This is a genomic window from Amycolatopsis sp. NPDC114504, assembly GCF_055633595.1.
In genome coordinates, this window is sequence record NZ_JBVKDU010000001.1 from 2,047,601 (window position 1) to 2,072,131 (window position 24,531).

General features: G+C 72.0%; 19 protein-coding genes. 9 read left to right on the top strand and 10 right to left on the bottom strand.

Going from position 1 to position 24,531, the window contains the following annotated elements; genetic code table 11:
* Nucleotides 1–5: 5 nt before the first annotated feature.
* The 3 genes from ACZ7PG_RS09535 to ACZ7PG_RS09545 all read right to left on the bottom strand — a co-directional run bounded on the left by ACZ7PG_RS09535 (nucleotide 6) and on the right by ACZ7PG_RS09545 (nucleotide 6,317).
* Nucleotides 6–1,166, bottom strand: a complete 1,161-nt coding sequence (locus ACZ7PG_RS09535) for an SWIM zinc finger family protein (RefSeq protein WP_470238616.1) — start codon at nucleotides 1,164–1,166, stop codon at nucleotides 6–8.
* The gene (locus ACZ7PG_RS09540; RefSeq protein ID WP_470238617.1) at nucleotides 1,166–4,036 is read right to left on the bottom strand and encodes a DEAD/DEAH box helicase; all 2,871 of its coding nucleotides are present in this window, start codon (nucleotides 4,034–4,036) and stop codon (nucleotides 1,166–1,168) included. The genes ACZ7PG_RS09535 and ACZ7PG_RS09540 overlap by 1 nt, the downstream gene beginning before the upstream one ends.
* A gap of 229 nt (nucleotides 4,037–4,265) precedes the next feature.
* Nucleotides 4,266–6,317 (bottom strand): acyl-CoA dehydrogenase family protein, encoded by a 2,052-nt coding sequence (locus tag ACZ7PG_RS09545; protein ID WP_470238618.1) that lies wholly within the window; start codon nucleotides 6,315–6,317, stop codon nucleotides 4,266–4,268.
* A 244-nt stretch (nucleotides 6,318–6,561) separates the two neighbouring features.
* Here ACZ7PG_RS09545 and kstR point away from each other — a divergent pair, with 244 nt between their 5' ends.
* Complete coding sequence (kstR, locus tag ACZ7PG_RS09550; RefSeq protein WP_470238619.1) at nucleotides 6,562–7,200, top strand: cholesterol catabolism transcriptional regulator KstR; 639 nt, start codon at nucleotides 6,562–6,564, stop codon at nucleotides 7,198–7,200.
* Entirely contained in the window at nucleotides 7,197–7,889 is a 693-nt protein-coding gene (locus ACZ7PG_RS09555) for a maleylpyruvate isomerase family mycothiol-dependent enzyme (protein ID WP_470238620.1), read from the top strand. The genes kstR and ACZ7PG_RS09555 overlap by 4 nt, the downstream gene beginning before the upstream one ends.
* On the opposite strand, the gene ACZ7PG_RS09560 is transcribed toward ACZ7PG_RS09555, so the two are convergent.
* Entirely contained in the window at nucleotides 7,843–8,673 is an 831-nt protein-coding gene (locus ACZ7PG_RS09560; RefSeq protein WP_470238621.1) for an LLM class F420-dependent oxidoreductase, read from the bottom strand. The genes ACZ7PG_RS09555 and ACZ7PG_RS09560 overlap by 47 nt on opposite strands.
* A gap of 76 nt (nucleotides 8,674–8,749) precedes the next feature.
* Between ACZ7PG_RS09560 and ACZ7PG_RS09565 the strand changes: the two genes are divergently transcribed.
* Nucleotides 8,750–9,439 (top strand): class I SAM-dependent methyltransferase, encoded by a 690-nt coding sequence (locus ACZ7PG_RS09565; RefSeq protein ID WP_470238622.1) that lies wholly within the window; start codon nucleotides 8,750–8,752, stop codon nucleotides 9,437–9,439.
* Nucleotides 9,436–10,221 (top strand): hypothetical protein, encoded by a 786-nt coding sequence (locus ACZ7PG_RS09570; protein WP_470238623.1) that lies wholly within the window; start codon nucleotides 9,436–9,438, stop codon nucleotides 10,219–10,221. Before ACZ7PG_RS09565 ends, ACZ7PG_RS09570 begins: the two co-directional genes overlap by 4 nt.
* Here ACZ7PG_RS09570 and icmF read toward each other — a convergent pair.
* Nucleotides 10,218–13,451, bottom strand: coding sequence for a fused isobutyryl-CoA mutase/GTPase IcmF (icmF, locus tag ACZ7PG_RS09575; protein WP_470238624.1), 3,234 nt, complete (start codon nucleotides 13,449–13,451; stop codon nucleotides 10,218–10,220). The genes ACZ7PG_RS09570 and icmF overlap by 4 nt on opposite strands.
* 138 nt (nucleotides 13,452–13,589) lie before the next feature.
* Here icmF and ACZ7PG_RS09580 point away from each other — a divergent pair, with 138 nt between their 5' ends.
* The 3 genes from ACZ7PG_RS09580 to ACZ7PG_RS09590 are packed head-to-tail and all read left to right on the top strand — an operon-like array spanning nucleotide 13,590 to nucleotide 14,990.
* Nucleotides 13,590–13,919 (top strand): ArsR/SmtB family transcription factor, encoded by a 330-nt coding sequence (locus tag ACZ7PG_RS09580; protein ID WP_470238625.1) that lies wholly within the window; start codon nucleotides 13,590–13,592, stop codon nucleotides 13,917–13,919.
* Nucleotides 13,912–14,343, top strand: coding sequence for an SRPBCC family protein (locus ACZ7PG_RS09585; protein WP_470238626.1), 432 nt, complete (start codon nucleotides 13,912–13,914; stop codon nucleotides 14,341–14,343). Before ACZ7PG_RS09580 ends, ACZ7PG_RS09585 begins: the two co-directional genes overlap by 8 nt.
* Nucleotides 14,340–14,990, top strand: coding sequence for a DUF899 domain-containing protein (locus ACZ7PG_RS09590; RefSeq protein WP_470238627.1), 651 nt, complete (start codon nucleotides 14,340–14,342; stop codon nucleotides 14,988–14,990). Before ACZ7PG_RS09585 ends, ACZ7PG_RS09590 begins: the two co-directional genes overlap by 4 nt.
* A gap of 122 nt (nucleotides 14,991–15,112) precedes the next feature.
* On the opposite strand, the gene ACZ7PG_RS09595 is transcribed toward ACZ7PG_RS09590, so the two are convergent.
* The 4 genes from ACZ7PG_RS09595 to ACZ7PG_RS09610 are packed head-to-tail and all read right to left on the bottom strand — an operon-like array spanning nucleotide 15,113 to nucleotide 20,888.
* A complete protein-coding gene (locus ACZ7PG_RS09595; protein ID WP_155542172.1) occupies nucleotides 15,113–15,676 on the bottom strand; it encodes a GTP-binding protein in 564 nt (187 codons plus the stop codon).
* A gap of 28 nt (nucleotides 15,677–15,704) precedes the next feature.
* Nucleotides 15,705–16,424 carry a DUF742 domain-containing protein gene (locus tag ACZ7PG_RS09600; RefSeq protein WP_470238628.1) on the bottom strand — a complete coding sequence of 240 codons (720 nt, stop codon included), beginning with the start codon at nucleotides 16,422–16,424 and terminating at the stop codon, nucleotides 15,705–15,707.
* 7 nt (nucleotides 16,425–16,431) lie between these two features.
* Nucleotides 16,432–16,884: a roadblock/LC7 domain-containing protein gene (locus ACZ7PG_RS09605; protein WP_155542171.1), complete on the bottom strand. Its 453-nt coding sequence runs from the start codon at nucleotides 16,882–16,884 to the stop codon at nucleotides 16,432–16,434.
* Nucleotides 16,881–20,888, bottom strand: a complete 4,008-nt coding sequence (locus tag ACZ7PG_RS09610; RefSeq protein WP_470239026.1) for a sensor histidine kinase — start codon at nucleotides 20,886–20,888, stop codon at nucleotides 16,881–16,883. The genes ACZ7PG_RS09605 and ACZ7PG_RS09610 overlap by 4 nt, the downstream gene beginning before the upstream one ends.
* 1,012 nt (nucleotides 20,889–21,900) lie before the next feature.
* Here ACZ7PG_RS09610 and ACZ7PG_RS09615 point away from each other — a divergent pair.
* Together ACZ7PG_RS09615 and ACZ7PG_RS09620 are read left to right on the top strand one after the other, a co-directional pair.
* On the top strand, nucleotides 21,901–22,341 hold the full coding sequence (locus tag ACZ7PG_RS09615; RefSeq protein WP_470238629.1) for a DUF485 domain-containing protein: 441 nt from the start codon (nucleotides 21,901–21,903) through the stop codon (nucleotides 22,339–22,341).
* On the top strand, nucleotides 22,338–23,930 hold the full coding sequence (locus ACZ7PG_RS09620) for a solute symporter family protein (protein WP_470238630.1): 1,593 nt from the start codon (nucleotides 22,338–22,340) through the stop codon (nucleotides 23,928–23,930). Before ACZ7PG_RS09615 ends, ACZ7PG_RS09620 begins: the two co-directional genes overlap by 4 nt.
* Nucleotides 23,931–23,957: 27 nt before the next feature.
* On the opposite strand, the gene ACZ7PG_RS09625 is transcribed toward ACZ7PG_RS09620, so the two are convergent.
* Entirely contained in the window at nucleotides 23,958–24,524 is a 567-nt protein-coding gene (locus ACZ7PG_RS09625) for a TetR/AcrR family transcriptional regulator (protein WP_470238631.1), read from the bottom strand.
* Nucleotides 24,525–24,531: the final 7 nt, after the last annotated feature.

Sequence of the window (24,531 nt, forward strand, 5' to 3'; positions counted from 1 at the left end):
CACCGTCAGTACGCGAGGTCGACGGGGCTCGCCGAGGGCGGGCCGTCCAAGCGCCACTCGGCTCCCGCGCGGATGAACCGGTACCAGCGGGCGTCGCGGCCGTAGCGCAGCTGCAACTCCCCCTGTGTCAGGCGGTTGCGCCACACCTTGGGCATTCCCGGCAGGCCCGCGTCGGCCAGCACGACCTGCGCTTCGGCCAGTGGGCCCGGCCCCGGCTGCCACGTCTCGCGCACGACTGCCAGGCCGGCACGACCGGCTTCGCGCCACGCCTCCGCCCAGAGGACCAGGTCCCGCACCGGTACCTCGGCCGCGGTCGCCAGCGCCGTGAACTCCGAGCCGGACCGGCTCGCGGCCCGGCGCGCGAGATCCTCTTCGAACGTCAGCTCCCCCGCCGTCGCTCCGGCCGTCAGCAGGTCGCGGGCCAGGGAGGCGGCGTCCGCCGCCAAGCCGGACAGCGCGTCCGCCGTCCAGCCGGTGCTCGGGGGCGGGTCGAGGTCGAGGACCGCCGGTGGGCCGGGCAGCCGTGGTGGCGGGGGCAGGTCGGGGATCGCGCCCGGCTGCCGGGCGTAGGCGGCGCGCGGGGTGAGTCCCTCGTCCACGCGCTTCGGCAGTTTCGGCCGCTCACCGCGCGCCGGGGCGCGGCGGGACCGCAGCTCGGCCAGGACGTCCGCCCGGGGGCGGCCGCGCAGCAGGAACAGCGTGAACGGGTCGCGGTCCACCTCGTCGGCGACCAGGTAGTAGACCGCGGCGACGTGCTTGCACGGGTTCGCCGAGTCCGGGCACGAGCACCGCGGCCGCAGGTCGCCGGGGCCGGGCAGCAGGTCGGCGCCCGCCTCGCGCGCCTGCTCGGCCAGCGCGCCCGGCAGCTCGCCGTCGAGCAGCGCGGCCGCGTGCCCGAGCCGGGTGCCGACCACGCCGAGCAGCGTGTCCCACTCGCCGTCGGTGAAGGTGCGCATGGTGATGGTCACCTGGTACGGCTCAGGCCGGCTGCCGCGCACCCGCGCCGTCATCGCCCCGGCACCGAAGTGCAGCTCCCTGACCGTGCCCTTGCGCGCGTAGGTCCGCCCGCGGGGCAGCCGGTTGGGGTCGAGCTTCGCGCGCTGCTCCAGCGCGTCGACCCAGGCGCGGCCCCACCACGTCCGGCCGAAGTTCCGCCTCGGGGGCATCAGCCGCTCCCGAGCCGGACCAGGTCGGCGAGCGCGTCGTCGGAGAGCTCGGTGATCCAGTCCTCCCCCGCACCGACGATCGACTCGGCCAGCCCGCGCTTCTTTTCGAGCACCTGCGCGATCCGCTCTTCGAGGGTGCCCTCGGTGATCAGCCGGTGGACCTGGACCGGCCGGTCCTGGCCGATCCGGTACGCGCGGTCGGTGGCCTGGTCTTCGACCGCCGGGTTCCACCAGCGGTCGTAGTGGATCACGTGGGTGGCGCGGGTCAGGTTGAGGCCGACGCCGCCCGCCTTGAGCGAGAGCAGGAACACCGGGATCTCACCGGCCTGGAATCGGTCGACCATATCCTGGCGTTTCGCAGGCGAGCTTTCACCCGAGAGCAGCTCACTGGGCAGGCCCCGGTCCGTGAGCCGGCGTTCGAGCAGCCGGCAGAGCTGGACGTACTGGCTGAAGACGAGCACGCTCTCGCCCTCGTCGAGAATGACGTCGAGCAGCTCTTCGAACGCGGCGAGCTTCCCGGACCGGCCGGTGAGCGCGCTGTGGGGTTCTTTGAGGAACTGGGCCGGGTGGTTGCAGATCTGCTTGAGCTCGGTGAGCAGCCGCAAGACCTGCCCGCGCCGCTCGATGCCTTTCTTCTCGCGAATCTCGGCCAGGTTCTCCCGCACGACGGCTTCGTAGAGCGTGGTCTGCTCGGCGGTGAGCGGGACGAACCGATCGGTTTCGGTCTTGGGCGGCAGCTCCGGGGCGATGTCCGGATCGGACTTGCGCCGCCGCAGCAGGAACGGCCGCACGGTGGCGGCCAGCCGTTCGGTGACGGCCTTGTCCCGATCACGTTCGATCGGGCGCGCCACGGTGCGGCGGAAGCGGTCGAGCGGGCCGAGCAGACCGGGCGTGGTCCAGTCCACAATGGACCAGAGCTCGGTGAGCCGGTTTTCGACCGGGGTGCCGGTGAGGGCGACCTTGGCCCGGGCGGGGATCTTGCGGAGCTCCTTGGCCGTGGCGGACAGGGGGTTCTTGACGTGCTGGGCCTCGTCCGCGGCGATGAGTCCCCAGTCCACTTCGGACAGTGTTTCGCGGTCCCGGCGGAGGACACCGTAGGTGGCGAGCACGACCTCGTCGGGGGCGAGGTCGTCGAGGTGCCGGCTGCCGCCGTGGAACCGGCGGACCGGGACGTCCGGGGCGAAGCGGGCGAACTCGCGTTCCCAGTTGCCGAGGAGCGAGGTCGGACAGAGGACCAGGGTGGGGCCGCCGGTCGAGCCAGGCTCAGCGGCGACCTCAGCCGCGCGAGACCGGCCATCGGCCTCGAGCACCTCTCCCACGGGGAGCGCGGCTGCCTGATCCGCCGATACATCGCCCCCGGCGAGGCCTAGGGGCGCTGAGGCTGCCAGGTCTCGGCGATGCAGGTGCAGGGCGATCAGCTGGATCGTCTTGCCGAGCCCCATGTCATCGGCCAGGCAAGCGCCCAACCCGAGACCGGTCATCGTCGCCAGCCATGCCAGTCCCGCCTGCTGGTACGGCCGCAGCGTCGCCTGCAACCCCGGCGGTGGCGCCACCAAAACGCCCTCACGATCCCGGATGCGCGAAGCCAGCCCACCCAGTACCGGGGGCGCCGCGAACTCGACGCGTTCGCCGTCCAGTTCCAGCTCGCCCGTCAGTGCCGCCGCCAGGGCCTCGCCCGCGTCCAGCTTGCGGGTTCGGCTCCGGACCCGCGCGAGCAGCTGCGGATCGACCCGCACCCACTGCCCCCGCAACCGGACCAGCGGACGTTTCGCCTCCGCGAGGGCCGCGACCTCCGCCTCCGTCAGCTGCTCGCCGCCCAGGCTGAGCTGCCAGCGGAACTCCAGGAGGCTCTTCAGCGCGAACTCCGCCTCCGTGACGCTCGCCGGCGCCTGGGTCGCGCTCGCCTTCGCCTTCACCTCGCCGGCGAACAGCCCCTTCTCCCACAGCACCTCGATGCCCGCGCCGCCGAGGTCGCGGCTGCCGTCGGTGAGGAGGTCGACGACGTCGTCGTCCGTCAACGGCAGTTCCGCCGGCGTGGCCTGCTCCAAGACCCGGCCCAGCGGCGGCCACGCCCGCGCGCCGCGGCGGAGGCCGAGCAGCAGCTGCGTCTCCACCTGGTCGCCGAGCCGGCTCAGCACCGCGTCCGGCGCGTCCCACAGCGTCGACGCCTCGACCACCAGGCTCGCCTCCGCCATGCTGCGCACCGCCAGCACCCCGGCGAACGTGTCTTCACCCCGGCCCTCGACCCGCAGCAGCACCTGGACGCCGCGCGGTTCGCGGGCCTCCAGCTCGGCCAGCCAGGCCGCGCCGTCCGGGCCGAGCAGAGCCGGTTCGCGCGCCGCGAACGCCGGGTCGCCGGCCCCCACCGGCGCCGCCGGGCTGCGCGCCAGCAGGTCGGCCGTCGCGTCCCAGAGCGCGCGGACCAGGGAGTCCGGCGAGTGCAGGCGGATGCGTTTCAGCCCGGTCAACGGCAGCGCGTACGCCTCCGGCGGCAGGGCACCGGCCAGACCGCGCAGCAGCTCTTCGTCGGCCGCGTCCAACGGCCCGATCCGCCAGGCCGCCGCCCCCGCGGGCGAGACGGCGGGCCGCAGCCGCCCCCGCGCGACGAGGTTCACCCCCGCGTTGACGGCCGCCGACCACGCCGCGATGGCCGGGCTGGCCTCCTCCCCCGTCGAGAGCAGGCGCGGCAGCGCGCGTTCGAGCGGGACGAGCTCCGCGTCGACCTTCGTCCGCGCGAACTTCCCGCCCCTGGGCAGCACGAGCTCGATCGTGGTCCCGCCGGCCACGTCGTCGCCCCACAAGGCCAGCACGCCCTCCCGCGGGGGATCCGCGGGAAGGTAGGTGGCCTGGGTGTCTGCGCTGAACTCCACGACGGCAACGCTAGAACACACCCCCGACAGTTTCGGCCCGGGCGTCGCGAACGGTCCTTTCGCACCGCCCGGGCACCCCGGACCCCCGCGCCCGAAGCCGGATCCCGCGTGACCGAGCGGGCATCACGCGTGATTGAGCGGGCATCACGCGTGACCGAAGCGGGCATCACGCGTGACGGAACAGGCATCACGCGTGATCAGAGAGGCATCACGCGTGATTGGAGGGGCATCAGCCGCGGGGGAGGCCCAGGAGGCGTTCCGCCGTCAGGGACCGGAGCACCTGCGTGGTGCCGCCCGCGATCGACAAGCAGCGCGTCAGCAGGAACTCGTGCTGCGCCGGGCTGCCCGCCTCCAGCGCACCCGCGCCCGCCAGCTCCAGGGCGAACTCCGCGACGTCCTGCCGGTGCTCCACCCCGAGCAGCTTCCGCACGCTCGACTCCGCGCCCGGGTCCTGTCCCTCCAGCCGCCGCAACGCCGCCCGCAGGTCCAATACCGAACCCGCGACGCCGAACGCCACCAGCGAACCGAGCCGGTCCAGCGCGACGTCGTCCAGCGCGGAAGTGTCCACTGTGGACACCAAGGACTGCACGCTCTCCCCCACCGCCGACCCGCTCCCGAGGGCGACCCGCTCGTTCGCCAACGTCGTGCGCGCCAGCCGCCAGCCGCCGCCCGGGGTGCCGACGACGTCGGCGTCCGGGACGAACACGTCGTCGAGGAACACCTCGTTGAACACGGCTTCGCCGGTGATCTCCCGCAGCGGCCGCGTCGTGATGCCCTCGGCGCGCATGTCGACCAGGAAGTACGTGATCCCCTTGTGCTTGGGCACGTCCGGGTCGGTGCGCGCCAGGCAGATCCCCCAGTCGGCTTCGCGGGCGAGCGACGTCCACACCTTCTGCCCGGCCAGCCGCCAGCCGCCGTCGACGCGCCGCGCGGCCGTCCGCAAGGCGGCCAGGTCGGACCCCGCGCCCGGCTCGCTGAACAGCTGGCACCACGTGATTTCCCCGCGCAGCGTCGGCCGCGCGAACCGGGACCGCTGTTCGTCGTCGCCGTGCTCGAGGATGGTCGGCACCGCCCACGCGCCGATCACCAGGTCCGGACGGCGGACGCCGGCCGCGGCCAGCGCGCCGTCGATCCGCAGCTGCCCGGCGGCGTCCGCGCCCCGCCCGAACGGCACCGGCCAGTGCGGCGCCAGCAATCCCGCGTCCGCCAGGGCGACTCGCTGCTCGGAGCCAGAAAGCGTGGCGATCCGCGCGACCTCCTCGCGCAAGGCCGGATCGTCCCCGACGTCGACGCCCAGCGTCCGCTCGGTCCCGGCGAGAGCCAGCGAAGCCGCCTCACGCCGCCACGGCCCGGAGCCGCCGAGCCACTGCCGCAACGCCACGGCCCGCCGCAGGTAGAGGTGCGCGTCGTGCTCCCAGGTGAACCCGATCCCGCCGAGCACCTGGACGCAGTCCTTCGCGTTGGCGACGGCGGCGTCGAGAGCGACGACGGCCGCGCTCGCCACCGAAAGCGGGTGCTGCCCGGAAGCCGCGTCCCAGGCCAGCGCTTCGGCCGCTTCGGCGCGGCACAGCATTTCGGCGCACAGGTGCTTGATCGCCTGGAACCCGCCGATGGGCTTGCCGAACTGTTCGCGAACCTTGGCGTACTCGACCGCGATGGTCAGGCACCGCCGCGCCACCCCCGCCGCCTCGGCCGAAGCCAGGGTCGCCGCCAGCGGGGCGACCGGTGGCAGGGTCAGGACGTCGGCGCTGCCGGAGAACCGGACGCGCGCCAGCGGGAGCGAGAAGTCGAACGGCGTCAGCGGCTCCACGGTCAGCCCGGGTGTCCCGGGCGCGAGCAGCACGTGACCACCCTCGACCGGGACCACCAGCCAGGTCCCGGAGTCCACGCCGGGCACCGGCCCGGAGACGCCGTCGACCAGCTCGTCCAGCAGCACCGCGACCGTGGCTTCCCCTTCGGCGACGGCTTGGAGCAGCTCTTTCGCCTCCGGCACCTCCGCCAGGAGTAGCCCGCCGAGCGTGGTGCTCAGGACGGGCCCGGGAACGAGTTCTTCGGCCGCCGCGGCCAGCCCGGCGGCGAGGTCGGCGAGGCTGCCGTCGGCCCCGCCGGCCGCCGCGGGCAGGGCGACGCCGAACAGGCCCAGGTCGGCGAACCCCGCCGGCACCCCGGCGCTCGCACCGGTTTCCGCCGCGCGCACCGCCTCGCGCGGGTGGTGCGCGGCGGACCAGGCGTGGATCGCCTCGGCCAGCGCGGCCTGTTCCTCGGTGAGCGCGACCGGCATGGGCCCTCCTCGCGGCATGGGACTGTGTCGGCTATTGCCGACCCGGCCGGCAGTCACGGCGGAACGGGTGCCCGTGAGCGGGATGGCTCCGGAACCGTCTCCGCCTGCTTTCGGCCGGATCGGCAACACTACTCGCAAGTGTAGAACGTGTTACAGTTTTTCGGCCAGTGGGTCAATTGTTGAACGTTTCGCCAGGACAGGTACTCTACGTCGTGAACTGGAACAAGTTCCGAAGGACGGGGGAATGCCGATGCCCGGCAAAGCCAAAGCGCCGGCGAAGGCACGCGGAAACGGCCTGAGCGCGATCGGCGCCGACGAGCTCGGCTCGGCCGCCCAGCGCGACCGCCGCCGCCGGATCATCGACGCCACCCTCGCGCTGGCCTCGAAAGGCGGCTACGACGCCGTGCAGATGCGCGCCGTCGCCGAGAAGGCCGACGTCGCGCTCGGCACGCTGTACCGGTACTTCCCGTCCAAGATCCACCTGCTCGTCTCCGGTCTCGCGCGCGAGTTCGAGCGCGCGCAGGAGAAGCTGGAACGCCAGGCCATCCCCGGCGACACGCCCGCCGAGCGGCTGATGTTCGTGCTCGGCCGCAACACCCGCCTGATGCAGCGCGACCCCCACCTGACCGAGGCGATGGTCCGCGCGTTCATGTTCGCCGACACCTCCGCCGCGGCCGAGGTCGAGCAGGTCGGGCGGCTGATGGAGAACATGTTCGCCCAGGCGATGGGCATCTCCGACCCGACCGAGGCCGACCGCGACATCTTCCACGTCGTCGCGGACGTCTGGATGGCGAACCTGGTGGCCTGGGTGACCCGCCGCGCGTCGGCGGCCGACGTCGCCAACCGCCTCGAGCTGTCGGTGCACCTGCTGCTGGACAAGTGATCCCGGCGGCGGCGGTCGCCGAGGCACACAGCAGGCTGCACCGCGCGCTCGAACCGCTGACCGACGAGCAGGTGCGCGAACCGTCGCCACTGCCCGGCTGGACGCGCGGGCACGTGCTGGCCCACGTCACCGACGCCGGGCGCGCGCTCGCCGACCTGGTCGAGAACGCCCTGCGCGGCGTGCTGATCCCGCTCTACGACCCGAAGACGCACGACCGCGACGCCATCATCGAGGCGACCGCGGGCCGGAGCGCCGAGGAGCACCGGCGGGACCTGCTGCGGCACTCCGTCCGGCTCGAAGACGCGTGGGCCCGCGTGACGGACTGGGACCAGCACGTCGACTACCGCGACGGCAAGCTGTCCAGCACGGTCTTCGCCCGCTGGCGCGAGGTCTGGATCCACGCCGTCGACCTCGACGTCGGCATCGCCATCACCGACTGGCCCGGCGACTTCTGCGGCCACGCCGTGGGCTTCCTCCAGGACCGGCTGCCGGCCGGCGTGACGGTCCGCGCCGGCGAGCACCGCTGGGGCTCGGGCGAGACCGAGGTCGCCGGGTCCGTGCGCGACCTCGCGGCCTGGCTGTCCGGGCGGGCCGCCGGCACCGAACTGAGCGGCGACCGGCCCGGACTGGGCCCGTGGCCCGTCAGCGGTGGGCGGCGACGACCTCCGCCAGCTCGTCCAGGGCCTTGAGCGTCTCGGCCTCGGGCAGCGTCTCCAGCAGGAACGTGTAGCGCTCGACGCCCGCCTCGCGGAAGCCGTCGATCACCTTGCCCTTCGTGTCACCGCCGAACACGGCGAACTCGATGTCCGCACGTCCCTGGTCGGCGAGCCAGCCACGGACGCGCTTCGCCTCGTCGAAGTGCGTGTGACCGCGTAGCAGCCAGCCGTCGCCGTAGCGGACGAGACGCTTCAGCGCCGCTTCGCTCTCGCCGCCGATGTAGATCGGCGGGTGCGGCTTGCGCACCGGCTTCGGCCAGGCGTAGATCGGGCCGAAGTCGACGTGCTCGCCGTGGAACTCGGCCTCGTCCTTCGTCCAGATCTCTTTGAGCGCGGCCAGCTGCTCGTCGATCAGAGCGCCGCGGGTCTTCGGGTCCGTGCCGTGGTTGCGCATCTCCTCGCGGTTCCAGCCGACGCCGACGCCGAACAGCGCGCGCCCGTCGGAGACCAGGTCGAGCGACGCGACCTCCTTGGCGGTGTGGATCAGGTCGCGCTGGATCAGCAGCGCGATGCCGGTGCCGAGCAGCAGCTCCGACGTCGCGGTGGCCGCGGCGGTGAGCGCCACGAACGGGTCGAGCGTGCGCTTGTACTTCTCCGGCAGGTCGCCCCCGCCCGGGTACGGGGTCTCGCGGCTGACGGGGATGTGCGAGTGCTCGGCCAGGAACAACGAGTCGAAGCCGCGTTCCTCCAGGGCCGCACCCAGCACGTCCGGCCGGATGCCCTCGTCGGTCACGAACGTCGAGATCCCGAATTTCATACCCAACCACTACCACCACACCGGCGGTGCGTGCATGATGGAGTGATCTCATCATACGTTGAATAAGGGGGTAGTCATGGACGTGCAGGACATCGACTTCGAAGAGCTTTACCGGGGCAGCACGCCGATGGGTCGGAAGATGCCGTGGGACATCGGCGCGCCGCAGCCCGCGGTCGTCGCGCTGGCCGACGCCGGCGCGTTCACCGGCGAGGTGCTCGACATCGGCTGCGGCCTCGGCGACAACTCGGCGTTCCTCGCCTCACGCGGCCTGTCGGTCACCGGGCTGGACGGCGCGCCGTCGGCCGTCGAGCGGGCTCGCACCCGCACGCCGGACGTCACCTTCGCGGTGGCCGACGCGACGAAGCTCGAAGGCTACGAAGAACGCTTCGACACGGTCCTCGACAGCGCGCTCTACCACTGCCTGAGCGAGGACGAGCGGCACGCGTACCTCGCCGCCCTGACCCGCGCGACCCGGCCGGGCGCGCGGCTGCACCTGTTCGCCTTCTCGCCGCAGGTGCCGGACGCGTTCCCGGCGCCGTACCTGATCAGCGAGGCCAACCTGCGCGAGACGGTCGGGAAGGACTGGACGATCGAGCGGCTCGAGCCGGCCGTCTACACGACGTCGATGACCCCGGAGGAGCTGCGGCAGAGCCTCCGGGAGGTGCTGGACGCCGACGCCACCGGCCTGGACGCGCTGGACACCGACGCGGACGGCCGGGTCCTGGTCCCCGTCTGGCAGCTGAAGGCCGTACGTTCGGCCGGGTGATCGTCGAGACGTCGCTGGTCCCGCGCACCGCCGCCGAGCCGTGCGCCGACCGGCTGGTCCTGGGTGCGCACGTGTTCGGCGTCGCCGACGGCGCGACGAAGAAGCCGTGGGACACCGGCCCGGACGGGGCCGAACTCGCCGAAGCCGTCGCCGGGCACCTGGCCGCCACCGCGGCCGGGTGCTCGGCGCGCGAAGCCACCGACAGCGCGACGGCGTTGGTCCGCGAGCTGCTGGGCGACACCGCGCCGGGCGCGGGCTCGGCGGTGTCGTTCTGCGTCCTGCACCGGCCGCGCCGCGAAATCTGGCGGGTGGGCGAAGGCCGCGTCCTCCTCGACGGGACGCCGGTGCCGCCGCGCCCGTCCGGCGAGCGGGTCGTGGCCGAAGCCCGCGCCCTCGTGCTGCGCCGGTACCTCGCGGACGGCGTCCCGGAAGCGGAGCTGCTGGCCGGCGACCCGGGTCGCGCGGCGGTGCGGGAACTGCTGCGCGCGCTGGTCGGGCTCCGCAACCGACCGGACCCGCGCTACGGCTGCGCGGCCATCGACGGCCAGGTCGTCCCGGACCTGTTCGTCGAGGTGATACCGGTGCCCGACGGCGTGCGGGAGGTCGTCATCACCACCGACGGCTACCCGTCACCCGCGACGACGCTGGCCGAGGCCGAACGGCTACTGGCCGGGCGGCTGGCACGTGACCCGCTGATGATCGAGGACCCGCCGGAGACGAAGGGCCTGCGCCCGGCCGCGAACTCCTTCGACGACCGGGCCTACCTGCGGGTGCGGCTCTAGACGTTGCGGCGGTACTGCCCGCCGACCTCGAAGAACGCCTCCGTGATCTGACCCAGCGAGCACACCCGCGCGGCGTCCATCAGCACCCCGAACAGGTTGCCGCCGCGGGTGGCCGCCTCGCGCAGCGCCTTCAGCGCCTGCTGGGCCTCCTCGTGGTGGCGGTGCTGGAAGTCCGCGAGCCGGTCCAGCTGCGACTTCTTCTCGTCCTCCGTCGCGCGCGCCAGCTCGACCTCGATGTCGTCCTCGCCCTCGCGCGGGTTGCGGAAGGTGTTGACGCCGATGATCGGCAGCGAGCCGTCGTGCTTCTTGCGCTCGTACAGGATCGACTCGTCCTGGATCTTGCCGCGCTGGTACCCCGTCTCCATCGCGCCGAGCACGCCGCCGCGCTCGGAGATCCGGTCGAACTCGAGCAGCACGGCCTCTTCGACCAGCTCGGTCAGCTCGTCGATGACGAACGAGCCCTGCAGCGGGTTCTCGTTCTTCGACAGGCCCCACTCCTTGTTGATGATCATCTGGATGGCCATCGCGCGCCGCACCGACGACTCCGACGGCGTCGTGACCGCCTCGTCGAACGCGTTGGTGTGCAAGGAGTTCGCGTTGTCGTACAGCGCGCAGAGCGCCTGCAGCGTCGTGCGGATGTCGTTGAAGCTCATCTCCTGCGCGTGCAGGGAGCGCCCGGACGTCTGCACGTGGTACTTGAGCTTCTGCGACCGCTCGTTCGCGCCGTAGCGCTCGCGCATCGCCACGGCCCAGATCCGCCGCGCCACCCGGCCGAGCACCGAGTACTCGGCGTCCATGCCGTTGGAGAAGAAGAACGACAGGTTCGGCGCGAAGTCGTCGATGTCCATGCCGCGCGCCAGGTACGACTCGACGTAGGTGAAGCCGTTCGACAGCGTGAAGGCCAGCTGCGAGATGGGGTTCGCCCCGGCCTCGGCGATGTGGTAGCCGGAGATCGACACCGAGTAGAAGTTGCGGACGCCGTGCTCGATGAACCACTCCTGGATGTCGGCCATCATCCGGAGGCTGAACTCGGTGGAGAAGATGCAGGTGTTCTGGCCCTGGTCCTCCTTGAGGATGTCGGCCTGCACAGTGCCGCGCACGTTCTTCAGCGCCCACTCGCGCAGCTCGGCGGCCTCGTCCTCGGACGGGTCGCGGCCGTGCTCGGCCTTGAACGCCTCGACGCGCTGGTCGATCGCGGTGTTGAGGAAGTAGGCCAGGATCGTCGGCGCCGGGCCGTTGATCGTCATCGACACCGACGTGTTCGGCGCGGTCAGGTCGAAGCCGCCGTAGAGGACCTTCATGTCCTCGAGCGTCGCGATGGACACGCCGGACGTGCCGACCTTGCCGTAGATGTCCGGGCGGGTGTGCGGGTCGTGGCCGTACAGCGTCACCGAGTCGAACGCGGTCGAGAGGCGCTTGGCCTCGGAGTCGGCCGACAGCATCTTGAACCGGCGGTTGGTGCGGAACGCGTCGCCCTCGCCGGCGAACATCCGGGCCGGGTCCTCACCGTCCCGCTTGAACGGGAAAACGCCCGCGGTGTAAGGGAAGTATCCGGGCAGGTGTTCGCGGCGCAGGAACGACAGCAGCTCACCGGACTCGGCGTAGCGCGGCAGGGCGACGCGTGGGATCCGGTTGCCGGACAGCGTGTCGCGCCACAGCTGCGTGCGCAGCTCCTTGTCGCGGATCTTGACCACCAGCTCGTCCTGGCGGTACTCCTCGGCCAGCTCGCGGAACCGCGCGAGGAGCTTTGTCGACTCGCCGTCCACATCGGACTCGGCGGTGGCGAGCAGCCCGTCCAGCGCGTCGGTCGCCGCGTCCACCTTGGACAGTTCCGCCTTGGCCAGCGCCAGTGCCTCGTGCTTGCGGATCGCGGCGACCTGGGCCTCGGTCTTCGCGTGGTAGCCGCGCACGGTCTCGGAGATCTCGGCCAGGTAGCGGGCCCGGTTGCCCGGGATGACCGTCGAAGCGTCGGTCGAGACCTTGCCCTCGACCTGCGGCAGCGTGCCGGCCGAGACGGTCAGGCCGCGCTCGGCGAGCAGGCCGCGCAGGTGCTGGTAGAGCGCGGTGACGCCGTCGTCGTTGAACTTCGCCGCGCTCGTGCCGTACACCGGCATGTCTTCCGGGCCTTGCGAAAACGCCTCGCGGTTGCGCACCAGCTGGCGCGCGACGTCGCGGCGGGCGTCCTCGGCGCCGCGGCGCTCGAACTTGTTGATCGCGACGACGTCGGCGAAGTCGAGCATGTCGATCTTCTCCAGCTGCGACGCGGCGCCGAACTCCGGCGTCATCACGTACAGCGACTCGTCCACGAAGTCGACGATGCCGGCGTCGCCCTGGCCGATGCCGGGCGTCTCGACGATCACCAGGTCGTACCCGGCGGCCTTGCACGCCTGGATGGCCTCGCTCAGCCCGGCCGGGATCTCGCCCGACGTCGTGCGCGTCGCGAGCGAGCGGAAGTACACCGGGGAGCCGTCGAGGCAGTTCATCCGGATGCGGTCGCCGAGCAGCGCGCCGCCGCCCTTGCGCCGCGACGGGTCAACGGCGAGCACCGCGATCCGCAGCTTGTCCTCCTGGTCGAGGCGGAAGCGGCGGATCAGCTCGTCGGTGAGCGACGACTTGCCCGAGCCGCCGGTGCCGGTGATGCCGAGCACCGGTACCTCGCGCTTGCCCGCGGCCTCGGTGATGCCGGTCAGCAGATCGGCGGGCAGCTGCTCTGCCTGAAGCTGCGTGATGATGCGTGAGAGCGCGGCGACGTCGCCGGAAAGCACCTTGTCCAGCGCCGGGGCCTCGGCCGCGAGGTCGACGTCGCAGGCCTTGATCATCAGGTTGATCATGCCCGGCAGGCCCATCTCGTAGCCGTCCTCGGGCGAGAAGATGCGGGCGACGCCGCGCGAGTGCAGCAGGTCGATCTCCTCGCGCACGATCACCCCGCCCCCGCCGCCGAAGACCTTGATGTGGCCGGCGCCGCGCTCGCGCAGCAGCTCGACCAGGTAGGAGAAGTACTCGACGTGCCCGCCCTGGTAAGCAGAGATGGCGACACCCTGGACGTCCTCGGCGATGGCCGCGGTGGCGACCTCGTCGACCGACCGGTTGTGGCCGAGGTGGACGACCTCCGCGCCCTGCGACTGCAGGATCCGCCGCATGATGTTGATCGACGCGTCGTGGCCGTCGAAGAGGCTCGACGCCGTGACGAACCGGACGGGGTGCGCGGGGCGGTACAGCTCACTGCTCATCCCTACAAAATACTTGGACTTCCTACTATTGGAAACCCGAGGTCTCGTGACCCGGCTCTCAGCGCCCCCTAGGAGAAGGTTGACACCGGCCAGCTCGGCGCTATGTTTAACGTGTCCGTTAATTAACAAGGTGCTGAAATGACGACTGACCAGTTGAGCCGGACCTTCTCGGCGCTCGCCGACCCGACCCGCCGCGCCATCCTCGCCCGCCTGTCGGCCGGCGAAGCGACCGTGAACGAGCTCGCCGAGCCGTTCACGATGAGCCTCCCCGCGGTCTCGCGGCACCTGAAGGTGCTGGAACAGGCCGGGTTGATCACCCGCGGCCGCACCCGCCAGTGGCGGCCCTGCCGGCTGGAGGCGAAACCCCTGGAGGACGTCGCCGACTGGGTCGCGACCTACCGGCAGTTCTGGGACGGCGGGTTCGACCGCCTCGAGGAGCACCTGAGGAGCCTGACCGGCGATGCCTGACCTGGAGATCACCCGCGTCTTCGCGGCCCCGCGCGAACTCGTGTTCGCCGCCTGGACGCACCCGGACCACCTGGCGAGCTGGTTCGGTCCGCACGGCTTCACCTGCTCCGCCGTCACCCTCGACCCGCGCTCCGGCGGCCGCTGGCGGTCCTGCATCCGCTCCCCCGAAGGCGAGGACCACTGGATGCACGGCGTCTACCGCGAGGTCAGCGTCCCCGACCGACTCGTCTTCACCTTCGCCTGGGAAGCCCAGGGGCAGGAGACGCTCGTGACGATCGGCTTCGCCGACCTCGACGGCAAGACCGAGATGACCTTCACCCAGACCGGCTTCCCGACGGCCGCCGAGCGCGACGGCCACCACGAGGGCTGGACCTCCAGTTTCGACGACCTGACCGGCTTCATCCGAGGAAAGGACGACCGATGACCGCCACCACGCCCCAGATCGTCTCGCCGGAAGAATGGCAGGCCGCGCGCGACGCGCTGCTGGTCAAGGAGAAAGAGCACATGAAGGCGGCCGACCGCCTCGCCGCCGAGCGCCGGCGGCTGCCGATGGTCCGCTTCGACGCGAAGTACCCGTTCGAAAGCGCGGCCGGGCCCGTCAGCCTGCTCGACCTGTTCGAAGACCGCCGTCAGCTGATCGTCTACCACTTCATGCTGCACCCGGGCGAGGAGGCGGGCTGCCCCGGCTGCTCCCTGCTCGTCGACAACATGCCGCACCTGGCGCACCTGCACGCCCGCGACGTCACGCTCAAGGTCGTCGCGCCGGCGACCCTGGCGGAGATCGAGCGGTACAAGGCGCGGATGGGCTGGGACGTGCCGTGGGTGTCGGCGCACGGAACCGGGTTCACCGAGGACTGCGGCGTCGGCATGGGGTTCGGCGTGAGCGTGTTCCTGCGCGACGGCGACGAGGTGTACCGGACGTACTTCACCACGGGCCGGGGCGGCGAGATGTTCCTGGCCTCCCACCGCTACCTCGACGTCACGCCGCTGGGGCGCCAGGAGGCCTGGGAAGAGGACAGCCACGGCGACGACGCGCCGAGCTCGTGGTGGCGCCGCCACGACGAGTACTGAAGGTTCGGGCGCGCGCATGACCGGGGCCGGTCGATCCCGCGCTTCCCCGCGCGCGATCGACCGGTGTGGTGCCCGCCTTGGGGGCGGCTGGTGCCTTTCCGGCACCGTCCGCTCCCGCGGCGTCAGCGGCTCTTGGCCGCCCGCAGTGCGATCCACTGGCGCATCGCGTACTCGACCAGCGTGATCAGCGTTTGCTTCGTCGACTCGCGGTCCCGGGCGTCGCAGCGGACGATCGGGATGTTCGGGTCGATCGACAGCGCCTCGCGCACGTCGTTGATGTCGTGCTCGAGCACGCCGTCGAACGTGTTGACGCCCACGATGTACGGCAGGCCGCGGTCTTCGAAGAAGTCGATCGGGGCGAACGAGTCGGCCAGCCGGCGGGTGTCCGCCAGCACGACCGCGCCGATCGCGCCGCGGACCAGGTCGTCCCACATGAACCAGAACCGCTGCTGCCCGGGCGTGCCGAACAGGTAGAGGATCAAGTCCGCGTCCAGCGACACCCGGCCGAAGTCCATCGCCACGGTGGTCGTCGACTTGCCCGGCGTGTGGTCGAGGTTGTCGACGCCGACGCTCGCGTCGGTCATCATCGCCTCGGTGGTGAGCGGCACGATCTCCGAAACCGACCCGACGAAGGTCGTCTTCCCCGCTCCGAAACCGCCAGCCACCACGATCTTGGCTGATGTCATGGTCGGGGGCGCGGTGTCCCGCGGTGCCTTAAAGCCGACGGAGTCCACTCAAAACCCTTTCCATCAACACCAGATGTGCCTCGGCGCCGTCATTGCCCGATATCGTCTTGTGCACCGTGACCAGCCCTGCGTCGGCCGCGTCGCTGATCAGCACCCTTGCCACGCCCAAAGGCACCCGCAGGGCCGACACGAGCTCGGCGACCGAACGGGGGGTCCGGCACTCTTCCATGATCGAGATGCACTCGATCTGCTCCGCGGCCACCTCGGGGAAGCCACCGGTGGCAGCATAATCCTTCGCGGAGATCAGTGTCTCCAGCTCCAGGGCGTAGTTCGCCCGGGTGCGGCCGCCGGTCAAAGCGTACGGCCGGACGATCGCCGTCTGATCTTCGGGCGCGAGTGGCTGTTCGAAGACCGCGGGCATGACGAACTCGCCGCTGGGCGGCCCCGGGTCGAACAGCCCACCTGGTCTGGGGGCGTCCCCATCGGTACTGCCGGGTGGAGAGACTAAAGAGGTCACTCGATCTCCTTGGTCGGCCGACGGCGCGGGCGCCGGCGGTTCCGCGGCCGCGTGCGCACCGGCGGACGGGGGTGGCGGGGACTCCTTGCTCTTCTTGCGCTTCCGGCGGGCACGGCCGGAATCCAGGGTGAACCCGTTGAGGACGTCGGCGAACGTGCCGTCGTCCCCTGCGCCGGAAGCGGTGTTCCCCGCCTCCGGAGGCTCCCCGAAAGATCCGGACCCCGTGCTCATCGCGCCATCATCCCACCGGTTCGCCGATCAGCGACCCACCCGATCCCTGGAGCTGGGCGCGCAGCTCCGGGGTCAGGATCTGGCCGACCCGATCGACGAGCATCGTCATCTCGTAGGCGACCTGGCCGATGTCGCAGTTCGGGGCGGCGAGCACGGCCAGGCACGACCCGTCGCTGATCGACATCAGCACCATGATCCCCAGCTCCATCTCGACGACGGTCTCGTTGACCGCCCCCGCCTCGAAGCACCGGGCGGCGCCCTGGGTGAGGCTGACCAGGCCCGAGGCGACCGCGGCGAGCTGGTCCGCCCGGTCGAGCGGCAGCCGGTTGGAAGCGCTCAGCAGCAGGCCGTCCGCCGAGACGACCACGGCGTGGGCCACGCCGGGCACGCGCTCCGCGAAGTCGTTGATCAGCCAGCCGAACTGATTCTGCGGCGGCTGTGCGCTACTCGGCGAGGTCATTCGCCCTCCAGTGTCTCGTGGTTGGTCTCGGCCCGCGCGGTGCGGTGACGCCCGCGTTCGATGCCCTGCTGGAAGCTTCGCAGGCGGCCGCGCACGTCGTGTGCGTCCCGTTGTGGTCGGGGGGCCGTGGCCCCGGTGGGCGGTCCGGCGCTGCCCGGGAGCAGCTGTTCCCCGCGACGGCGCCGGGGCAATCCTGCCGAAGTGAACGTGGCGGGTGCCGACTGGGACACCGCTTGCACGGCTTTCCAGCCTTCATCGGTCCCGAAGTTCCATTCGGCGGTGGCCTCCACCGCGGACTCTTCCTGCCGCGGCGCGGGCGTCTCCGGCGCGGCGGGGCCCCGCCGGGAGGGCAGTTCCGACGGCGGCTCCCCGGGACGGCCGGCGGTGGCCGGGTCCAGGAAGGCCGGGAAGGACTGCTCGGGGCCTCCGAAGGCGGACGGCCGAGGCGACGGCCGCGGTTGGCGGCTCGGCAGCGGGCCGGGCTCCTGCGGAGCGGTCGGCTCGGACTCGGCCGGGGCACCCTGCTGACCGGGCTCGTGAAGGGCGGCGGGCTGAGCTGGGACGCCTTGTTGACCGGGCTGCTGGGAGGCACCGGGCTGAGCCGGGGCACCTTGCTGACCCGGCTGCACGAGATCGCCAGGCTGAGCCGCGACACCCTGCTGCCCAGGCTGAAAGGCACCGGGCTGAGCCGGAGCGCCCTGCTGACCGGGCTGCTGGACGGCACCGGGCTGCACCGGGCCACCCTGCTGCCCAGGCTGCACGAGATCGCCAGGCTGACCAGGCTGCTGGAAGGCACCCGGCTGAGCTGCCGGTGCCTGGCCCGGTTGCAGGCCGTCCGGCTGGAAGGCGGCCGGTTGCTGCGGTGCCTGCGCGCCCGGGCGGGGTGCCGGGGTTCGGCGGTTCGGCTGCGGGAGACCGTTCGGCTGGACCGCGCCGGGCTGCGGTGCGGATCCCGGCCGGCCAGGCCGCGGCAAGCCGTTCTGCTGCGCCCCGGGCGTGAGCGCGGCCGGCTGCGCCCCGGGCTGCGTGCCCGGCTCGAGCCTCTCGGCGAACGACTGCTGCTGCGCAGCGGCCCCCGGTGCCTGCGACGAGGTGTCGGCAGCGGGAACCCCAGGCTGGAACGCGGCTCCCGGCTGCGCCGCACCCGGCGCCGGCGGGTTCGCCGCTGTCCGGCGCGTCTGCTGGCGCCCCCTCGTCACTCCCTGCTGGAAGCTGCTCAGCCGCCCGCGCACGTCCGCCGGGTCGCGGACCGGCAGGTCCGACCGCGCCGGGGCCGGGGTCGCGGGGATCGACGGCGTCGGGGTCGCGCTGCCCGGCATGAGCTGCTCGCCGCGGCGGCGGCGGGGCAGCCCCGCCTCGGTGAACGCCGTCGGTTCCGACTTCGTGACCGCCTGGACCGTGCGGAAGTTCTCGTCGCTCGCGAAGTCCCAGCTGCGGGCTTCCTGCGGCTCGGCGGCCGGCTTCTCCGGAGCCTCGGCGACCGGCTCCGCGTCCGCGGTCTCCGCGACCGGGGCCGGCTTCTCGGCGGGCTTGTCCTCGCGGAACCACGCCGACAGCATCTCGTCGAAGATCGGTGTCGTCTCCGAGCGGTCCGGGGCCGGGGTGGGCGCCGGGGCCGGTTCCGCGGTCGCCTGCTGCCACCAGTCGCTCAGCGTGGTTTCGTTGGCGGAGAACAGGTCCTTGCCCGCCGGCAGGTCGTCGGCGCGCGGCGGGACCGGCACCGGCAGCACCGTGGGCACCGGTGGCAGCGTCGGGCGCGGCGGCGGGGCCGGGTCGTCCTTCGGCAGCGGCGCGAACAGGTCCGTCCCGGAGATCTCCAGGTCCGACGGCGGACGGACACCGGACGGCCCGTGGCCGTTCGTCAGCCCGGCGAGGTCGCTCGCCGACGGCCAGCGCTCCTCCCCCATCGCCGGCTGCTCCGGGACCAGCGGCCGCGGCCGGGAGTTGCCGTTGACCTGGCGTCGCGGCAGCGGGTTGCCCGCCGGGGGGCTCGCCAGCGGCTGCCGCGGCCCGCCGATCGGGCCCGTCAGCGGTCCGTCGGTCACCGCCATCACCAGCTCCGCCGGGACGACGACCGTGGCGCGGACGCCGACGATGTCCTTGCCGCCGTGCAGCGACACCCCGATCCGGTGCCGGCTGGCCAGCCGGCCGACGACGAACAGGCCCATCCGGCGCGACGTCGCCAGGTCGATCGACCCGGCCTCGGTCAGCCGGGTGTTCGCCTCGGCGACCTCGGCCTCGTTCATGCCGATGCCCTTGTCGAGGATGTCGACGTTGAGCGAGCCGTCCTCGCCCAGCCGCGACGCGACGGTCACGCTGGTCTCCGGCGCGGAGAACGCCGTCGCGTTGTCCAGCAGCTCGGCGACCAGGCGCATGAGGTCGCTCGCGGCGTACCCGACGATCCGGGCCGGGGGCGGCGGCTGGACCTGGACCCGCTGGTACTGCTCGATCTCCGACACCGCGGCGCGGAGCATGTCGTTGGTGCCGACCGGCTTGCCGGAGCGGCGGCCCGGCTCGGCGCCGGAGAGCACCATCAGGTTCTCGTTGTTGCGCCGCATCCGGGTGGCGAGGTGGTCGAGCTGGAACAGCGTGGCGAGCTGGTCGGCGTCCTCCTCGTCCCGCTCGAGCTGCTCGATCAGCTGCAGCTGCCGCTGCACCAGGCTCTGGCTGCGCCGCGAGAGGTTGACGAAGACGCTGCCGAAGCCGGTGCGCATCGCGGCCTGCTCGGTCGCCAGCCGCAGCGCCTGGTGGTGCACCTTGTCGAAGGCGCGGGCGACCTCGCCGACCTCGTCCTCGGTCTGCACCGGCACCGGCACGACGTCCGTGCCCTGCGCGCGGCCTTCCTGGATGTTGCGGACCGCTTCGGGCAGCGCGGTCTCGGCGACGTCGAGGGCGCTGCGCCGCAACGCTTTCAGTGAGCGCAGCAGCTGCCGGGTGATGAGGAAGACGACCGCGACGGCGAGCACCATCGCGGCGAACAGCAGCACCGCGAGCAGACCGGCGCCGCTGCTGGCGTCGTCGACCAGCTGGGCCGAGGTGGCCGCCGCCGACGCGCCGAGCCGGTCGGCGACCTGGCTGATCTGCGTCCGCATCGCCGCGGACGCGGTGGCCCAGTCGGCCGCCGACAGGGCGCGGAACGCGTCGTCGAGCGTGTTGCCCTGCGCGTTCAGCACGGACTCGACCATCCGGGCGCGGCTCTGCGCCTGGGTGCCCTCGGCGATCGCCGCGAAGTCGCGCTGCAGCGTGTCGCCCGCCGCGGAGCGGAAGTCGACGAGCCGGTCGGCCAGCCGCAGCTCGGCGGCGCGCAGCGTGGCCAGCTCGCTCGGCGACAGCGCGGCGCGGGCGATGCCGTAGGAGACGAGCGCCTGGCTGACCGACACCTGTTCGCCCGCGACGAGCAGCTCGTGCAGTCCGGCGGGCGTGCCGCCGAGGGTGCCGTCGCCCGCTCCCGCGGTGCCCGCGGTGTCGAGGCCGATCAGCGAACCGGTGATGCCGGAGTAGGCGTTGACGGCCTGGGCCGGGTCGAGCTGGCCGCCGTCGACCTGGCGGCGGAGGAAGCCGAGGTTGTTGACCTGCGCGGTGGCCGCGCCGGCGGCCCCGGCCACGCCGGGCTCGACGTCGGACGCGCGGGACTGCGCCGCGGTGAACGGGCCGACCACGGCGTCGGTGGCCTTGCGGGCCGCGGCCAGCGCGGGCGTGCCGCCGACGGTGCCGTCGGTCAGCATCGCCGCGGTGACCGTGCGCTCCTGCTGCAGCGCGCCGGTGAGCGCGCGGGTCTGGCCGCCGAGCGCGACGAGCCGGTCGAGCCGCTGGTACTCGTCCGAGCGGCCGACCTGGCCGGCGATCGTCGTGACACCGAGGACCAGCGCGAGCACGATGGGGACGACGGTGACGGCCGAAAGCTTGACGGGCAGGCTCCAGTCGCGCCAGCGCACGAGGGCGCGCCACACGTCCTTCCCCTTGGACCGCCGGGGCGCTCGGCCGAGCAGCTCCCCCACGGGCACCTGACCTTCTCCTGCAACGGTCACGTGAGTGACTCCCTGTCCGGCGTCATGGATCCGCGTCGGCGGCGCGGCGTTCCGGCTCGCGGCGGGCCGCCGGACGGTCGTGCCGCCGGTGCCCTGCCGCGTCGCCGGTGCCCTCGCTCGTCCCCGGCCGCCCGGCCGACCGCGCACCCGCGCAAGTGCTCTCCCGCCGTCCCGTGCAAGGGACTGTGCACGTGCACGGCGCAAGTTGCGGTCTGCACGGTCGTCGAGATCAACTTAATCGGTGCCAATCGATCGCTGCGGTCAGCTGGGCCAAAGAATCGTACCCCCGGCACCCGGACGGTCAATTTTGTTCCCCACTCGGGCGCTGACCTGCGAAAAGTTCTTTGCGGGCCGAGAACTGCCCCCGACATTCGCCCTCACGGCAGCCGAAGGGGGAATTCCGGTTACCGGATGCGTCTCACTCAAGCATCCGGCCGTCACCCGATTAGCCCATGCAGGGCAGCATACTAGCTCGGACGATCTACACTCAGTACCCCCAACGGGTGGGTCAAGTCTCAAGATGTGCCCGATGTTGTGGCGTTGGACCGCACCATGACCCGACCTGGTGATTTCTTTCGAGACTGCCTGCTGACCAGTGGATCTTCGCCACCACGCCCGTAGCCGGGCGACACCCTCCGGGGCGATGTGAGCGTTCACGGACACCCTGCGTGACCAGCGCGGATCGACCCCCGACCGGATTAGCTCGTTCGCCGCAGTGTCCGCCGGATGCGACAACGTGGCGTCACAATTCTTTTCATCATGACGGGTGATCTGCCCGTGATCATGCAGCACTACTCCATTCGACGCTTTCGACGAGAAATCGAATACCTCGCCTTCCGCGAACCCTGGACCGACCGGCCGCCCGCGATGTCCGCCGGACGGCGTAGTTACGATGTTCCTCTCGCAGTCCGCAAGGGCGGCCCGGCGACCTGTCCGCAGGAGCCCGGGGCCCCGCCGCCACGGAGGCACACTGCCGGAGGCAACCCACATGTACGACGTCGCGCGCCCCGCGGCGGGCAACCCCCTCGAAGAGACCGGCCAGATGCCGGCCCTGTTCACCGGGGACCGCCCGCCCGCCGCCGCCCAGCACCGCCGGCCCGCTCCCCGCCCGGGTCCCGACTACCCCGCGATCCAGGACAGCCGCGAGTTCGTCTCGCTGCGGCGGCGGTTCCGGGCCTTCGTCTTCCCGATGAGCTTCGCCTTCTTCGCCTGGTACATGACCTACGTGCTGCTGGCCGCCTACGCGCACGACTTCATGAGCACCAAGGTGTTCGGCCAGGTCAACGTCGGCATCCTGCTCGGCATCGGCCAGTTCGCGAGCACCGCGCTGGTCACCTGGCTCTACCTGCGGTACGCGCGCCGCCACCTCGACCCCCGCGTGGCCGAGCTGCGGGCCCGCGCGGGCCTGCCGGAAGGGACCAGCCGATGACCGCGCTCGCCGACGGCGGCACGCCCGCCAGCAACCCGCTGGTCAACACCGCCGTGTTCGCCCTGTTCGTGGCGATCACGCTCTACGTCGTCTACCGGGCCAGCAGCCGGAACTCCTCGACGGCCGACTACTACGCCGCGGGCAGCGCGTTCACCGGCCGCCAGAACGGCATCGCGCTGTCGGGCGACTTCCTGTCGGCGGCGTCGTTCCTCGGCATCGCCGGCGCCATCGCGATGCACGGCTACGACGGCTTCCTCTACTCGATCGGCTTCCTCGTCGCCTGGCTGGTCGACCTCCTGCTGATCGCCGAGCTGCTGCGCAACACCGGCCGCTTCACGATGGGCGACGTCCTGAGCTTCCGGATGAAGCAGCGCCCGGTCCGCGCGGCGGCGGCGACGTCGACGCTGGTGATCTCCTTCTTCTACATGCTGGCGCAGATGGCAGGCGCCGGCGGCCTGGTGGCGCTGCTGCTGAACGTCCACTCCAAGCTCGGCCAGGCGCTGGTGATCGGCGTCGTCGGCCTGGTCATGGTGCTGTACGTGCTGGTCGGCGGGATGAAGGGCACCACGTGGGTGCAGATCATCAAGGCGACCATCCTGCTGCTGTGCGGCGCGCTGCTCACGGTGTTCCTGTTCGGCAAGTTCGGCTTCTCGTTCTCGAACCTTCTCTCTTCGGCCGCGGAGCACAGCCCGCTCGGCGACAAGCTCCTCGAACCGGGCGGCTCGTACGGCAAGAACGCCACCACGAAGCTCGACTTCGTGTCCCTGGCCCTGGCACTGGTGCTCGGCGCGGCGGCCCTGCCGCACGTCCTGATGCGCTTCTACACGGTGCCGAACTCCCGCGAGGCGCGGCGAAGCGTCGTCTGGGCGACGGCGTGCATGTTCCTGTTCTACCTGTGCACGCTGATCATCGGCTTCGGCGCGGCCGCGCTGGTCGGCGCCGACGAGATCAAGGCCGCGCCCGGCGGGGAGAACTCGGCGGCCCCGCTGCTGGCCCTGCACGTCGGCGGGACGCTGCTGCTGGGCATCATCGCCGCGGTGGCGTTCGCGACGATCCTCGCGGTGGTGGCCGGGCTGACGATCACCGCGTCGGCGTCCTTCGCCCACGACGTCTACGCGAACATCTTCAAGCGCGGCAAGGCGGAGCCGGCGGACGAGGTCCGGGTGGCGCGGCTGACCGCGATCGCGGTCGGGGCGCTGGCCATCGTCGGCGGCGTGCTGGCGAACGGGCAGAACATCGCGTTCCTCGTCGCGCTGGCGTTCGCGGTCGCGGCGTCGGCGAACCTCTCGACGCTGCTGTTCTCGCTGTTCTGGAAGCGGTTCAACACGACGGGCACGCTGTGGGGCATCTACGGCGGCCTGGCCGCGAGCCTGCTCCTGGTGCTCTTCTCCCCGGTCGTCTCGGGCGCCCCGGACGCGATCTTCAAGGGCATCGACTTCGCCTGGTTCCCGCTGAAGAACCCGGGCCTGATCTCGATCCCGTTCTCGTTCCTGTGCGGGTTCGTCGGCACCCTCGTGGGCAAGCCGAAGGCGGACCTCGAGAAGCAGGCGGAGATGGAGGTCCGGTCCCTCACCGGGATCGGCAGCTGACCCGCCGACCGACCTGGACGGCCTGCGTCACGCGCGCAGGCCGTCCAAGATCACGCTCAACACCCGTTTCCCGTCCTCGGGGCTGCAGTTGCGCACCGCCATGCCGGCGCCGTGCCCCAGCCGCAGGACGTCCGCGCCGACGACGTCCGCCCGGACCAGCCCGGCCTCCTGCGCCGCCGCGACGAGCACTCCCGTCGCGTCGCGCAGCCGCTTCTGGCAGTACTGGAAGGTCTCCGAGCCGGAGTCGATCGACTCCTTGAGGATCGTCGCGAGCTTGTGCCGCTCGACGACCCAGGTGACCTGCTCGATCAGCCACGCCTCGAGCGCCTCCCACGGCGGCAGCTCGTCGTGCAGCACGTACGCGCGGTCGGCGAGCACCGCGATCTCATCGCGGTAGACCGCTTCGAACAGCTTCTCGCGGGTCGGGAAGTGCCGGTAGAGCGTGCCCGCTCCGACGCCCGCCTTCTTGGCGACGTCGTCGAGCGGCACGTCGGCGCCGTACGCGGTGAAGAGCTCGTTCGCCGTCGCGACGATGCGCTCGTAGTTGCGCCGCGCGTCCGCCCGCATCGGACGCTCCGAGCCCGCTTCCGGCATCCCGGCC